General features: G+C 42.2%; 11 protein-coding genes. 7 read left to right on the forward strand and 4 right to left on the reverse strand.

Annotated features, from left to right (window positions below; genetic code table 11):
• Positions 1 to 95: 95 nt before the first annotated feature.
• The gene (locus J6578_RS03705; RefSeq protein ID WP_287953919.1) at positions 96 to 1,805 is read right to left on the reverse strand and encodes a leucine-rich repeat domain-containing protein; all 1,710 of its coding nucleotides are present in this window, start codon (positions 1,803 to 1,805) and stop codon (positions 96 to 98) included.
• 694 nt (positions 1,806 to 2,499) lie between these two features.
• Here J6578_RS03705 and galE point away from each other — a divergent pair.
• The 3 genes from galE (at position 2,500) to J6578_RS03720 (ending at position 6,669) form a co-directional block, all read left to right on the forward strand.
• Positions 2,500 to 3,528, forward strand: a complete 1,029-nt coding sequence (gene galE, locus J6578_RS03710; protein WP_287953920.1) for a UDP-glucose 4-epimerase GalE — start codon at positions 2,500 to 2,502, stop codon at positions 3,526 to 3,528.
• Between the two features lie 391 nt (positions 3,529 to 3,919).
• Positions 3,920 to 5,371 (forward strand): metalloprotease TldD, encoded by a 1,452-nt coding sequence (tldD, locus tag J6578_RS03715; protein WP_287953921.1) that lies wholly within the window; start codon positions 3,920 to 3,922, stop codon positions 5,369 to 5,371.
• Between the two features lie 686 nt (positions 5,372 to 6,057).
• Positions 6,058 to 6,669, forward strand: coding sequence for a hypothetical protein (locus J6578_RS03720; RefSeq protein WP_287953922.1), 612 nt, complete (start codon positions 6,058 to 6,060; stop codon positions 6,667 to 6,669).
• A gap of 557 nt (positions 6,670 to 7,226) precedes the next feature.
• Here the strand turns inward: J6578_RS03720 and J6578_RS03725 are convergent.
• From J6578_RS03725 to J6578_RS03735, 3 genes are all read right to left on the reverse strand, one after another.
• Positions 7,227 to 7,352, reverse strand: a complete 126-nt coding sequence (locus J6578_RS03725) for a hypothetical protein (protein ID WP_255356354.1) — start codon at positions 7,350 to 7,352, stop codon at positions 7,227 to 7,229.
• Between the two features lie 179 nt (positions 7,353 to 7,531).
• A complete protein-coding gene (locus J6578_RS03730; RefSeq protein ID WP_180296291.1) occupies positions 7,532 to 7,678 on the reverse strand; it encodes a hypothetical protein in 147 nt (48 codons plus the stop codon).
• 4 nt (positions 7,679 to 7,682) lie between these two features.
• Positions 7,683 to 8,234: a gamma carbonic anhydrase family protein gene (locus tag J6578_RS03735; RefSeq protein WP_287953923.1), complete on the reverse strand. Its 552-nt coding sequence runs from the start codon at positions 8,232 to 8,234 to the stop codon at positions 7,683 to 7,685.
• Positions 8,235 to 8,363: 129 nt separating this feature from the next.
• Here J6578_RS03735 and J6578_RS03740 point away from each other — a divergent pair, with 129 nt between their 5' ends.
• The 4 genes from J6578_RS03740 (at position 8,364) to J6578_RS03755 (ending at position 13,575) form a co-directional block, all read left to right on the forward strand.
• Positions 8,364 to 10,463 (forward strand): M3 family metallopeptidase, encoded by a 2,100-nt coding sequence (locus tag J6578_RS03740; RefSeq protein WP_287953924.1) that lies wholly within the window; start codon positions 8,364 to 8,366, stop codon positions 10,461 to 10,463.
• Between the two features lie 288 nt (positions 10,464 to 10,751).
• On the forward strand, positions 10,752 to 11,102 hold the full coding sequence (locus tag J6578_RS03745; protein ID WP_287953925.1) for a hypothetical protein: 351 nt from the start codon (positions 10,752 to 10,754) through the stop codon (positions 11,100 to 11,102).
• Between the two features lie 170 nt (positions 11,103 to 11,272).
• On the forward strand, positions 11,273 to 12,463 hold the full coding sequence (locus tag J6578_RS03750; protein ID WP_287953926.1) for an AAA family ATPase: 1,191 nt from the start codon (positions 11,273 to 11,275) through the stop codon (positions 12,461 to 12,463).
• 5 nt (positions 12,464 to 12,468) lie between these two features.
• Positions 12,469 to 13,575 carry a 5-methylcytosine restriction system specificity protein McrC gene (locus J6578_RS03755; protein ID WP_287953927.1) on the forward strand — a complete coding sequence of 369 codons (1,107 nt, stop codon included), beginning with the start codon at positions 12,469 to 12,471 and terminating at the stop codon, positions 13,573 to 13,575.
• Positions 13,576 to 13,585: the final 10 nt, after the last annotated feature.

Genomic DNA, 13,585 nt, shown 5'->3' on the forward strand with positions numbered 1-13,585 from the left:
CCATGCTTAAATGGATATCCTGAGATTTTTACTAAATTCAGGTAACCATCAGTTGATGATTACCTGAATCAAACAATCACATAGACCAGCAGATATTATTTAACAGATAGTTTTTGCTGCAACTGCGCAACACAATCTCTTGCTGCCTGTTTAAGTTCACTGGCTTCTGGCTTGTAAAACTCTTTGTCAGCATACTGTTCGAATTGTTCCAGATTGCCAATGAGGAATTCATTCATAAAAATTTTAAACTCTTTATGCAGATAGGCAGCAAAAATCGTTTTCTTTTTAGAAGTACAGTTTTTTCGATAGGCAATGTTTTTTATCTTGTTAAGGCTCAGACGTAGCCATCTGACATCCAGATTTTCAGGCAAAGATCTGATGGCAGTATTTTTTAGATTTATGCCATGACTAAGTTTCAAATTATTCGGCAATTTACTGATTTTAGTGTCATTCAGTATCATGCATTTTCCTACTTTCAAACCTGCTGGCAAAGATTTAATTTTGGTTTTGCTTATATCAAGTGTATCACCTACATATAGATTGTCTGGCAGTTTTTTTATTTTGCTTTCACTTATTGTTAAATCAGTTTCTATGCGCAGATTATCAGGTAAACTTCTGATTTTGGTACCGGTTAAAACCAGTTCATTTATTTCTTGCAGATTTTCCGGTAGCCTGTCAATTGCGGTAAAACTGATATTCAGTCCATTTTTAACATTGAAATTTTTGGGTAATTTTTTAACTTTGGTTCCTCGCAAATCTAGAGTACCGCCAACGCTAAGGTTTTTTGGCAGCTTTTTAATTCCAGTCCATTCAAGATATAGTGCCCCGCCTACATTTAAATTTTTTGGCAATTTCTCAATCTGCGACTCCGCCAGAATTAAATCACCATTTATGCTTAGATTGTCTGGCAATTTTTTGATATCGGAAAATTCCAGATTTAAATCATTTCTTATTCTTATATTATCTGGAAGTTTCTTTATTCTATACAAAGTTAAATCCAGATTATTAAATGTGCCATTATAATTTTTCAATAGTTGATAGATTTGCGTGTTTGCTAAGGACAGCCAGCCGTTTACAGTAAGATTTGCCGGCAATTTTTTTATTTTTGTGCCATCCAGACTTAAGTTTCTATTAATAGTTAAATTAGGCGGCAATTTTTTTATATCAGTGCCACTTAAATACAGACTTCTCCCTACAACCAAATCATCAGGAAGTTTGTTTATTCTAGTATTATGCAGATTCAGGCTGCCGGCCACATTGAGATTTGCCGGAAGTTTATTAATTTGTGTATTGCTTAAATCCAGATCACCATTTACCTGTAAATTATCAGGTAAAATATTGATTTTGCTATCTTTCAGACATATACTGCCTTTTATATTGAACTTGTCTGGTAATTTGGTAATGGCGGTTTCTGAAGCATCAAGATTACCGACTACAGTTAAATTTTCTGGCAATTTCTCAATTTTAGTGCAATGTATACTCAAATCACCATTCACTGTTAAATCTTCTGGCAATATTGTGATATCGGTATAACTCAAATACAGATAACCGCCAACCTTTAAATCTGCCGGTAGTTCTTTAATTTGTGTACGTCCTAAGCATAACTTCCCTTGAACAGTCAAATTATCAGGCAGCTTTTTTATTTTAGTAGAAGATAAGTTTAGACCACCATAAACTGTTAAATTAGCAGGTAAATATTTAAGATTGGTTTGAAAAAAATTTAGATTTTGATGTACGCTGATAGCGTCATTTACAACCGTATATTTAATGCCTTTTTCATCCAATATTTTTATAAATTTTTCCATTTGTCTAAATCTGTGTAGTTATAAACATTAATAAAATATGATATAGAGCTTATTCAGATTATTTATGCATATGTAATATGCATTGATTCAATGACATTGATGCAAAAATAATTTAATAAGCATATTAAATAAATATAATCTGTAATCAGATATCACATGATTTTGCGTATTTTTCTTCAAAAAAATAATTATTATTTATTTGAGAAAGAAATAAACATGTGCAGATTAGCCGGAATCGGGCTGCTTTTGTGGTTGTTGAAAGAAAGAAAATTAATACAGCTACAATATAGAAATAATACATTGCTGAAAGTTGTTTAACTGCTAGCTCTAGCAGTAGTGAAGTACTGCAAATGTACACCAAAGAATAATATGTGTAAATATTATTCTAATGATAAATAGCCATTATTTGCGCAGTGTTGGTAAAAAACATCTTAAATAGTCATCCATACATTGCTGCCAGAACTTATTCAGGTAAATTATGCTGTTACGTTTTGGTGCTGGCTAACATCCTTTGCCGCTAAAAATTAGTGACGCTTTATTAATCTACTCTCGGTTTAATACAATCAGGCTATAATTACAGTAAGTTGCTCACACATGAGTTATTAATTAATGTAGTCAGACAAGACAGGTGGCGCACTGCTGCCTGATTGCTGGTTATTGCTTTGTTTTATTTAAAAATCATTACGGATAGTTTATGGCCATTCTGGTAACAGGCGGCGCCGGCTTTATCGGCTCCCATACCTCTGTACAATTACTCAATGACGGCCACGAGGTGGTTATTATTGATAATCTGTGCAATGCTTCACCTGCGGTATTCCCGCGTTTAAGCCAGATTACGGGTAAAGAAGTAACATTTTATCAGGGAGATATCCGCGATCGCAGCTTGCTGCAAGATATATTTGCCCGTCACAGCATTGAGCATGTGCTGCATTTTGCCGGCCTGAAAGCCGTAGGTGAAAGTGTGCGCGAACCACTGAAATATTATGATAATAATGTCAGTGGTAGCTTGATTTTGGTGGAAGAAATGGCGAAAGCAGGAATATTTAATCTGGTGTTCAGCTCTTCCGCCACCGTATACGGTACGCCGGATACAGTTCCGATTGATGAAACAGCTGCTACCGGTGGCACAACCAATCCATATGGCACCTCCAAATATATGGTGGAGCGGATGTTAATGGATACACAGGCGGCAGATGTGCGCTGGAGTATCACCTTACTGCGTTATTTCAATCCGGTAGGTGCACATGAATCCGGCCTGATTGGCGAAGACCCGAATGGTATTCCGAATAATCTGCTGCCGTATATCTGTCAGGTAGCGGTAGGCAAGCTGGCACAATTATCGGTATTTGGTGACGATTATCCTACTGCCGATGGTACAGGCGTACGCGATTATATTCATGTAATGGATTTGGCCGATGGGCATTTAAGTGCAATGCGTGCTACGGGCAACCGGCCGGGGGTGCATATTTACAATCTGGGTACGGGTCAGGGCTATTCGGTACTGGAAATTGTACGCGCATTTGAAGCAGCCAGCGGCCAGAAAATTCCCTATCAGATTGTTCCGCGCCGTGCCGGAGACATCGCCAGCTGCTATGCCAATCCTGAACGCGCAGCACAAGAACTGGGCTGGCAGGCACAGCGTGATCTGGCCTGTATGATGGCGGATGCTTGGCGCTGGCAGGAGCTCAATCCGCAAGGCTATGCCAGTGATAATTTGGTCTGATTGCTGAAAATGTGTTTTTTAAACACCAAACCCACTGAATTATCAGTGGGTTTGGTGTTTTCGGTTTTTGAGTTTTGATGCAAAATTTAACGCTAATCGTTAGCTCGCTCCTGAAAATAGGTTAAAAATTTTTGAGGTCATTACCAGTTAACTATCGCTAACTAACTGGTAAGACACATTATAATATAATGATAATAATTATCAATATCATTATAGTAATTTTTACATAATGTTTTTTCCTGTCACTAAAACAATACAATTTCTGCTGTTGATATGACTGATGGCTATCACACAGAGACAGCTTGTTTTCGGTATAATTGCCCACAATTGCATTGTGGTTAAACCTTTTTCCTGTTTGTGCTTTTTATCACCACCCAACTTGTTATTGCTCATGTCTATCTCTACCCAAACTGCTCAATTTGTTCACCAACAGCTACTGGCCGATAACGAGCTGGCTGTGGCTGATTTTACTCATGCATTGTCACTGATGGGAGCTCACCACATTGATTATGCCGATATCTACTGCCAGCGCAGTACCTATGAAAGCTGGCATTTGGAAGAAGGCATGGTGAAATCAGGCAGTTTCCAGATTGAGCAAGGCGTGGGGGTGCGTGCGGTAAGCGGGGAAAAAACGGCATTTGCCTATGCCGATAATCTGAATGTACAGGCATTAACCAATGCTGCGCAGGCGGTACGGGCGATTGGTCTGGCCGGCCAGCAACGCTCCGTTGGTTTAACTACGCAGCCACTGGCCAAACCGCTGTATGGGATGGCTAATCCGATGCTGAGTCTGGATGCGGCAGCCAAAGTGGCCTTATTGCAGCGAGTAGAAACACTGGCAAAAGCAGCAGATCCACGCATTGTGCAGGTAATGGCCGGGCTGGTATGTGAACACGAACTGATTTATCTGGCTCGGCTGGACGGACGGGTACATACAGATATCCGCCCGCTGGTACGTTTATCCGTTACTGTGATTGCCAAACAGGGAGAGCGGCGTGAACAAGGCAGCAGTGGCGGTGGCGGCCGCTTTGATTTGGGCTATTTTGATGAAGCCATGCTCAAATCGTATGTGGATACGGCTGTGGCACAGGCACTAACTAATCTGGAGGCACGTCCTGCACCAGCAGGTTTGATGACTGTGGTATTGGGTAACGGCTGGCCGGGTGTATTGTTGCATGAAGCAGTTGGTCATGGTTTGGAAGGCGATTTTAACCGTAAGGGTACCAGTGCATTTGCTGGCCGTCTGGGTGAACGTGTTGCCGCCAAAGGTGTTACTGTGGTGGATCAGGGCAATATTGCTGAACGTCGTGGCTCACTGAATATAGATGATGAAGGCAATGCCACCAGACGCACCGTGCTGATTGAAGACGGTATTTTATGCGGTTATTTGCAGGACGAAACCAATGCCCGCCTGATGAGTGTACCGGTAACCGGTAATGGCCGCCGTGAAAACTATGCCTCAGCACCGATGCCGCGTATGACTAATACCTATATGGAAAACGGCAAGCTTAATCCTGAAGAAATTATTGCGTCTGTTGATAAAGGTTTATATGCAGTAAATTTTGGTGGCGGGCAAGTAGACATTACTAGCGGCAAGTTTGTATTCAGCGCTTCAGAAGCATGGTGGGTTGAAAACGGCAAGCTACAATATCCGGTAAAAGGTGCCACCATCATCGGCAGCGGCCCTGAGGTATTGAAACACGTCAGTATGATTGGCAATAACACCAGTCTGGACAGCGGTGTAGGCGTATGTGGCAAAGACGGCCAGAGCGTTCCTGTAGGCGTGGGACAACCCACTTTACGTATTGATGCTGGTCTTACCGTTGGCGGTAGCCAAACCTAATCTGCACCAAACCAGTACACAAAAACGGGCAAATATTTCTGCGCCCGTTTTTATTTTAATCTGGCTATAGATGTAACAATCGGCTGGCGCTCAAATGGCCTGAGTAGAATCGTATACAGATTTTGATTGCGGTTATTAAAGTTAAATTCGCATTCGATCAGGCAGATGCTGATTATATTTATCGATGGCAATACCATTGAATACCACCAGCCACTGCGTCACCAATAACCAGCATGAAACCATCTGATGACGGTTTTATTTTGTCTGATTACTGTGATACAGGCACACACATTTATTTTCTCTCACATCAATCATCCTATAATCCCGATATCAGCAGCGTGCTGGCTGTACCATACAAATATCCATTTAGTACGGATACAATCCCGCAACAGTACCATACCATGTCCGGAAATGATTTCTATACTTAGCCTCGCCGTTGCCGCGTGATAAACCACCAATAAATTTTCAATGATTAATACTGTCGCAATGTGTACAAACAATTAGCAACAATCATGAATCAGGCATATCATAACCAATTCTGATTACATCCATGCCGGCAACGGCACAACTGATATGAACAGCTTGTATATAAGCTTATTGACATGAATATAGTAATATTTGTTAAATACTTTTATCGCATCACTTTAAGCTGTTTTTTCCAACAAAGTTATTCTCTGAGTTGCCATATGTTTATTACCCAAAAAATCAAATCTAAGCCAAGTCTGATTAAATTCATCATAATCAGCACTTTATTAACCCTAAACTTTAATCTTGCCATGGCACAGGATGCGCCGGATGGTGCAACACCACAGGCGCGGATACGTATATTCGGGCAAAATGGCAAGCCTACCAATATGAAATACAGCTTTCAGGGGCATGAGGTAAAAGAATCTACCGGCGGCAATCTGGGCGGAGCGTTTGCTTCCATGTTGGGAGTAGCCCGTAATAGCACTATTGGCATACCAGCCACGAATACGCTGGATACCATGAGACAGCATAATCATAATCTGTCCAAACTGTACTACCGTGAATTCACTATCCCGGCCAACGTACCTATTACCATATCCAATGCCATTATCGGCCTAACCAACGTTAACAATACCCATCATGATGGAAAAATAATTACTTATCAGCCATCATGCCAGAGTAACAAGCTTACATTTGTAGCCAGACCGGGTAGAGATTATGAGGCTATTGCGTCTTCCACATCGGCTCAATGTGGGGTTATTCTGCTGGAGGTAAATGCAGATGGTTCAACTACTCCATTGGTTAACGTAGAAGACTCAGCTGACCACTAAAATTACAAACTAGTGCTGCCTTATTCAAGATTACGTTCACAATCACAGATTTAAGATGGCTATAGCAATAATGATTTAAGCCAGCCAACTGGCTATATTGCCACTGGCTGGTAAAATTAAACGTTTATATAAAATTTGAATCTGGGTAAATAAAATACCCGCAGCCATATATCCCTTTTAACAAAAACCTGCCAGTCAGGCATTTTGCGTGTAGCAGCGGGAAAAGAAGGCGTGCTCCGATACTTCTGAATGAAATTTCAAGCTTCCCTGCATTTAAGCAAAATAATTAGCAGCGATATATTTCTGCTGCTAGTTCAAGCCACACAATTCTGATTATATTTATATAATTAGCGTGACATTAAAGCTAAACCCAATACCTGTTGTTATATTGTTCTATATGCTTCTTAACTGGCCATCTATAACCATTATCACAATGTTTGCCAGACTGTATAACTGTTATTTATTATTCAAAAATCAATAATATAAAACAAAAAAGTGATTGCTTTTGCCAGATAAATCCTGTTGGCAAAGACAACCACTTTTTATCAGAACAGCAATCAGTTAGATTCAACTGCCGAATTTACATCACTATAAGGCGCTTCTTTAGAGGCAGAATGTGTCGTAGCACAGGCAGACAGTAACAGAGCTGCCAGTAAAGCACCGATTCCCAATAACTTTTTCATCATCATATCCTTCGTGGTTAGTTTAAAACTGTTTCGCTAAGCCAACTTCACTCTACCACCATAACAGCCAGTCCATGTAAATTTTGCACTTTCCAACTGCAAGATATAACTATTTTACGACACTAAGTAATTCATATACGACAATAGCTTATACCAGCCAAATGACTTAAGTCGTAAACTTAATGTCCAGTATGAGACGATTCCACCCCACCTTTAAGCTGACCATATACCTCAGTCTGGCCACCGCCGGTGCCGGTGCCATGACTGGCACATCCAGCTAATACCAGTGCACTGCACAACAAGCCTAGAGACAAAAGTTTCTTCATTCCACTATCCTTTCTTTAAAGGGTTAACATGATAATTTTGCATAAGTTTAACATAATGTGCCGCAGAATACGGCAAAAATTCGCGTTCTTTTTCCGTTAACGGGCGAATTTGCTGCACGGGAGAACCCATATACAAATAGCCACTGGCCAGCCGTTTACGTGGCGGAACCAAGCTACCAGCGCCAATCATCACCTCATCTTCAATAACAGCATCATCCAGTACGATTGAATTAATACCCACCAGAACGCGATTGCCAATCGTACAGCCATGCAGATTAACATGATGACCAATAGTCACATCCTCACCAATCAGCAAGGGTGAACCATCCGGCTTGGCCGCTGTTTTATGGCTCACATGCAGCATACAGTGATCCTGAATATTACTTCTGGCACCAATCTGCATCCGGTTCACATCCGCACGAATCACCGCAAACGGCCATACAGATACCTGCTCGTGCAAAATCACATCCCCGATAACCACAGCCATATCATCTATATAACAACCATCAGCAATTTGTGGTTGCGTATCTAAATAAGAACGAATATTGTTTTTCATAGTTTTGACCTTATCCTATTGCATTATACAACATCATTTAGAGCAGAAGATAAACAGCAGCTCCTGTCCCATCCACCCGATTTACCTGAAAAGCCGCAAATTTACAGGTATTTTTCTCATGAGAATACTATGTCTGAAAATGTTTTATTGAATCTGGATAGCGAACCGCGCTTTGATGCCATCAGCGCCACCGATATTGAACCGGCCATGACCGAAGCCATGAATCAGGCCAATACCGCCATTACCGCGCTAAAAGCAGAATCTGGCATAAACTGGAATAACACAGTAGAAGCATTAACCAATATCACCGAACGTGTCGGCCGTATCTGGGGGGTAGTTGCCCATTTGAACAGCGTGGCCGATACACCTGAATTACGCGCAGCCTACAATGCCCTGATGCCCAAAGTGAGCGAATTTTTTACGGCCATCAGTCAGGATATCGCCTTATATGAGCGCTTCAAGAGTATCAAGGCCAGTGCAGAATATGCACAATTGAGCGCAGCACAGCAAACCAAACTGAATCATGATTTACGCGATTTTGTTCTAAGTGGTGCAGAACTGCCGGAACAGGAGCAGGCTGAATTTGCAGCCTTGCAGGCTGAGGGCGCACAACTGTCTGCTGCATTCAGCCAGAATGTACTTGATGCTACCGATGCGTTTGCGCTGTATTTTGCCAATGGCGAAGAATTAGCCGGTAAAGAGAATGCATCCGGCCACAGCAGCACCGCCGCCGATTTTGCCCACGACAGCGAAATCAGCGGGCTGACAGAAGAAGCACTGGCCATGTTTGCCGCCGCAGCCGAAGCCGAAGGCAAAACCGGCTATAAAATCGGCCTGCAAATGCCGCATTATCTGGCGGTAATGCAATACGCACACAATCGCGAACTGCGCCAACAGCTCTATCATGCCTACTCAACCCGAGCCAGCGAGCTGGGTGAGTCCAAATGGGATAATACTGCCAATATCAACCGTATCCTGCAAATCGCCGCACGTGAAGCACATTTACTGGGTTTCCAGAATTATGCTGAACTGTCTCTGGCCACCAAAATGGCCGATACACCGCAACAGGTACTGGCATTCCTGCAAGACTTGGCTCGTCGCGCCAAACCATTTGCCGAAAAAGATCTGGCCGAAGTTAAAGCCTTTGCCCATGAACAGCTCGGGCTGGATGATTTACAGCCATGGGATGTCACCTATGCCAGCGAAAAACTGCGTCAGGCCAAATATGCATTCAGCCAGACTGAAGTAAAAAAATATTTCCCCGCCGACCGCGTACTGGCCGGTCTGTTTGCCCAGATTGACAAACTGTATGGCGTACATTTTATCGAGAAACAGGTACCGGTATGGCACCCGGATGTACGCTACTATGAGCTGGAACAGGGCGGAGCCATTATTGGCGGCGTATACATGGATTTGTATGCCCGTGCCGGTAAGCGTGGCGGCGCATGGATGAATGACTACCGCGGCCGCCGCCGTTTCACCAGCGGAGATCATATCGGCCAGCTCCAGACACCAATTGCCTATCTGGTATGCAACTTTACCCCGCCCGTAGCCGGTAATACTGCACGCTTAAGCCACGATGAAATCCTGACTCTGTTCCACGAAACCGGCCACGGCCTGCATCATCTGCTTACTCAGGTAGATGAGCTGGGTGTATCCGGCATTAATGGCGTGGAATGGGATGCAGTGGAAATGCCCAGCCAGTTTATGGAAAACTTTGTCTGGGAATACGATGTGCTGGCTGGCATGAGTAGCCATCAGGATACCGGCGCGCCTTTACCTAAAGAGCTTTACGACAAAATGCTGGCGGCTAAAAACTTCCAGACCGGCCTGTTTATGCTGCGCCAGATGGAATTTGCCCAGTTTGATATGGAAATCTACAGCCATCCGGGCTGCGACTGGCAACAAACCTTGCAGGAAGTACGCCGTAGAGTAGCAGTGATGCCACAGCCAGACTTTAACCGCTTTGCCCATTCCTTCAGCCATATCTTTGCCGGTGGTTATTCTGCCGGTTACTACAGCTATAGCTGGGCAGAAGTGCTTTCTGCTGATATCTATGCTGCGTTTGAGGAAGAAGCTGATGCAGCCACCACAGGTAAGCGCTTCTGGCGTGAAGTCCTCGCGGTAGGCGGCTCCCGCCCGGCCATGGCGTCATTCAAAGCTTTCCGCGGCCGCGAGCCAAATATTGATGCACTGTTGCGTCATTGTGGTTTTAATGAAGCAGCCTGAATTTAGCTCAATACAGACAACGCGGTGTACAACACCGCGTTTTTATTTGACCAGAGTTTGGGGCAGATATTGTATTAGCTATTCTGAACCAGACAGAAATTCTGCTTGTATTCAAAATAATTACCATTAAATCTATGCTGATAAACTAAAGTTTATTATTAAAAACATTCTGTACTTAAAAAAACCGGCTTATTACTACTTAACGTAATTATGTTTAAAAATTAGCTATATTAATAAAAAATAATTAACATGATATGATTTGGCTACTGCTTATGACAATTTGCATAGATGAAGAAAATGGTTAATACAAATAAAAACTATTGGTTTTTAGGGGCTTGTTTTAATGATAATGATGACCAGAGTGAACATTTTATCAACAAAGGCGAATGGCTATACAACGGCAATAATAGCAAGGATATAGAGCTGATTCGTTTAATTAGCACTGGTGATCAGGTTGCAATCAAGGCTACTTACGTACAAACAGATGATTTGCCTTTCGATACACAAGGCTACCCTGTTTCGGTAATGAAAATTAAAGCCATCGGTACTGTTATCGACAATCCGGGCGATGGTAAATCCCTGAAAATCGAGTGGCAAAAATGCACTCCTGAAAAAAATGGTATTTTTATACCAGCTTAAAAACCATCTGGCAGGTAAATATTTCCAGCTGGCAATCTGAGCAATTAGTTAATTTCACCTTTCATAATCAGCCACAGGATATCAACAGATTTTGCAACGCACCCTATTGGCGGGAACGTTTTGGTGATATCAATCTTGCCAAACAACAATTAAATGACATTATAAATCAGGTGCAGGAAAATAATGGCTGGCAACAAACAGTACTGGGTTTCATTCAGGAGCTTTGTCAGCAAAATGATAGCGGTATTTTTACCCGGCAACAATTTCTGAATCAGTATCAGCAGCAGCTGCAAATACTATACCCAAATAATAAAACAATAGGCCAATCCGTGAGCCGAACCTTGCAGGAATTACGCGATAAAAAAATTTTGTTTTTTAAGGGAAATGGGCAATACAAACTATCAGATTATAATTCTGATACTACAGATGAAAAAGATACTGATATTCTGAAGAGTATTGACCAGCCTATAGTCAGAGAACCTTATACTCTGAACGACTTAATAGCAGAAGGCTGCTTTATCGATCCGGATCAGTTAGCAATCATTCAGGCAAGATTAACTGAAAAGAAAAACCTGATTTTACAGGGGCCACCCGGTACAGGAAAAACCTGGCTGGCCAAACGCTTGGCTCATGTAATAGTTGGCTATCGCGATTTTGATAATATTAGAGCGATCCAGTTTCATCCGAATATGTCATACGAGGATTTTATCCGTGGCTATCGCCCATCCAGTAATGGCAAGCTTGAATTGATTGATGGCCCTTTTATCGAAATAGCTAATCGGGCGAGAAACGATGCCAATACAAACTATGTAGTAGTAATTGAGGAAGTCAATCGTGGTAATCCGGCACAGATTTTTGGAGAAATGCTAACCCTGCTGGAAGCTAATAAGCGTACTGCCCATGAGGCACTGGAATTAACCTATAAACGTGAACATGAAAAGGGCTTTTTTATTCCAGATAATTTGTATGTAATCGGTACCATGAATATTGCCGATCGTTCACTGGCGATGGTTGATTTTGCCTTGCGGCGCCGCTTTGCATTCTTCAATCTGCACCCAAATTTTGGTGATATGTGGCGAGAATACATGGCTGAAAAAACTAATATTTCACCAGAAAAACTACAGGATTGGCAGCAACGAATGCACCAACTGAACCAGCTAATCAGTGACGATCCCATGCTGGGAGCTGCATTTACGATCGGGCACAGCTACCTGACCAGCAATAAGCCGATAGCAGACGCTGACAACTGGTTTAGGCATATCATTCAAACTGAAATCCAGCCCTTATTGGCGGAATACTGGTTTGATGAACCGGATAAAATTAAAGATGCCATAGAATTATTACTGTCTGATGCCAGCTAGCTGTTATGAATCTGTCTAATCAATCAACAGTAAAAACTACCGTAGCCACTGTACCTATTAGAAACATTTGGCTGCTTTTACTCTATGCTTCTGACCTGTACCAGACACTTGGCAAACAGCAACGGGTACAACTGGAAAATAACCCAGAGGATCTGATCAAGCTGGTGGCCAAACTGTATTGTCAGGCCGTAGGTAAAAGGCTGATGCGCTCATTATCCTGTGGCTATCAGCAACATGCTCAGGTACTGAATCGTGTCAGGGGAAAAATAGATATGCTTATCACAGCACGACAGCAATTACTGGAAAAAGGCCGAATTCAATGCCATTTTGATAATTTAACCATTGATACACCTAAAAACCGTTATATCCATGCGGCTGCACATGCCTTGCTGCCACAGTTACAGGATAAAATCCTAACTCGACAATGCCAGAAAATCATCAGCCGTTTTAAGGCGCTGAAAATAGGCCAGTCAACCCACTATGACTATTTAACCGACTATTTCGATCAATCAGGCAAACAGGATAAAACTCTGCTCACCCTGTGCCGGCTTATTTTTAATCTGGCCATTCCTACTGAGCTGGCAGGTGTACATCAGGTCGAACAGGTAAAGAAAACCGATCACTGGTTACGGCGTTTATTTGAAAAAGCAGTGGTTGGGTTTTGCCGGGCAAACCTGAATAGCAACGACTGGAAAACAAGCACAGGCAAACGGTTATACTGGCAGCAGGAACAGGCTAGCTCTGGCATAAAAAATTTTTTACCTAATATGCAAACAGATCTGATTATTGAGCATCGCAACTGCAATCATCGTCTGATTATTGATACCAAATGCACATCCATTCATCATCAGTCCCGCTACAAAAACAAGGTTTTTAAAAGCAGCCATATCTATCAGCTATATGCTTATCTGAGAAGTCAGGAAAATGCAGCCGATCCGCCATCGTGTAATGCAACTGGAATGCTGTTATATCCGGTGATAAATGACACAATTAATGAATATGTCACTATTCAAAACCATCAATTCAGATTTTGTACCATTGATTTAAGTCAGGAATCCAGCCTGATCAGAAAAAATCTGCTGAATTTATTATGCCATTGTCGATGTAGCTGAATAAGATTTC

It is taken from the genome of Snodgrassella sp. (genome assembly GCF_024103505.1).
GTDB classification, from domain to species: Bacteria; Pseudomonadota; Gammaproteobacteria; order Burkholderiales; family Neisseriaceae; genus Snodgrassella; species Snodgrassella communis.

Coding starts and splice junctions, on each gene's coding strand:
- J6578_RS03705 (WP_287953919.1), bottom strand. CDS start 1,805: ATGGAAAAATTTATAAAAATATTGGATGAAAAAGGCATTAAATATACG.
- galE (WP_287953920.1), top strand. CDS start 2,500: ATGGCCATTCTGGTAACAGGCGGCGCCGGCTTTATCGGCTCCCATACC.
- tldD (WP_287953921.1), top strand. CDS start 3,920: ATGTCTATCTCTACCCAAACTGCTCAATTTGTTCACCAACAGCTACTG.
- J6578_RS03720 (WP_287953922.1), top strand. CDS start 6,058: ATGTTTATTACCCAAAAAATCAAATCTAAGCCAAGTCTGATTAAATTC.
- J6578_RS03725 (WP_255356354.1), bottom strand. CDS start 7,352: ATGAAAAAGTTATTGGGAATCGGTGCTTTACTGGCAGCTCTGTTACTG.
- J6578_RS03730 (WP_180296291.1), bottom strand. CDS start 7,678: ATGAAGAAACTTTTGTCTCTAGGCTTGTTGTGCAGTGCACTGGTATTA.
- J6578_RS03735 (WP_287953923.1), bottom strand. CDS start 8,234: ATGAAAAACAATATTCGTTCTTATTTAGATACGCAACCACAAATTGCT.
- J6578_RS03740 (WP_287953924.1), top strand. CDS start 8,364: ATGTCTGAAAATGTTTTATTGAATCTGGATAGCGAACCGCGCTTTGAT.
- J6578_RS03745 (WP_287953925.1), top strand. CDS start 10,752: ATGAAGAAAATGGTTAATACAAATAAAAACTATTGGTTTTTAGGGGCT.
- J6578_RS03755 (WP_287953927.1), top strand. CDS start 12,469: ATGAATCTGTCTAATCAATCAACAGTAAAAACTACCGTAGCCACTGTA.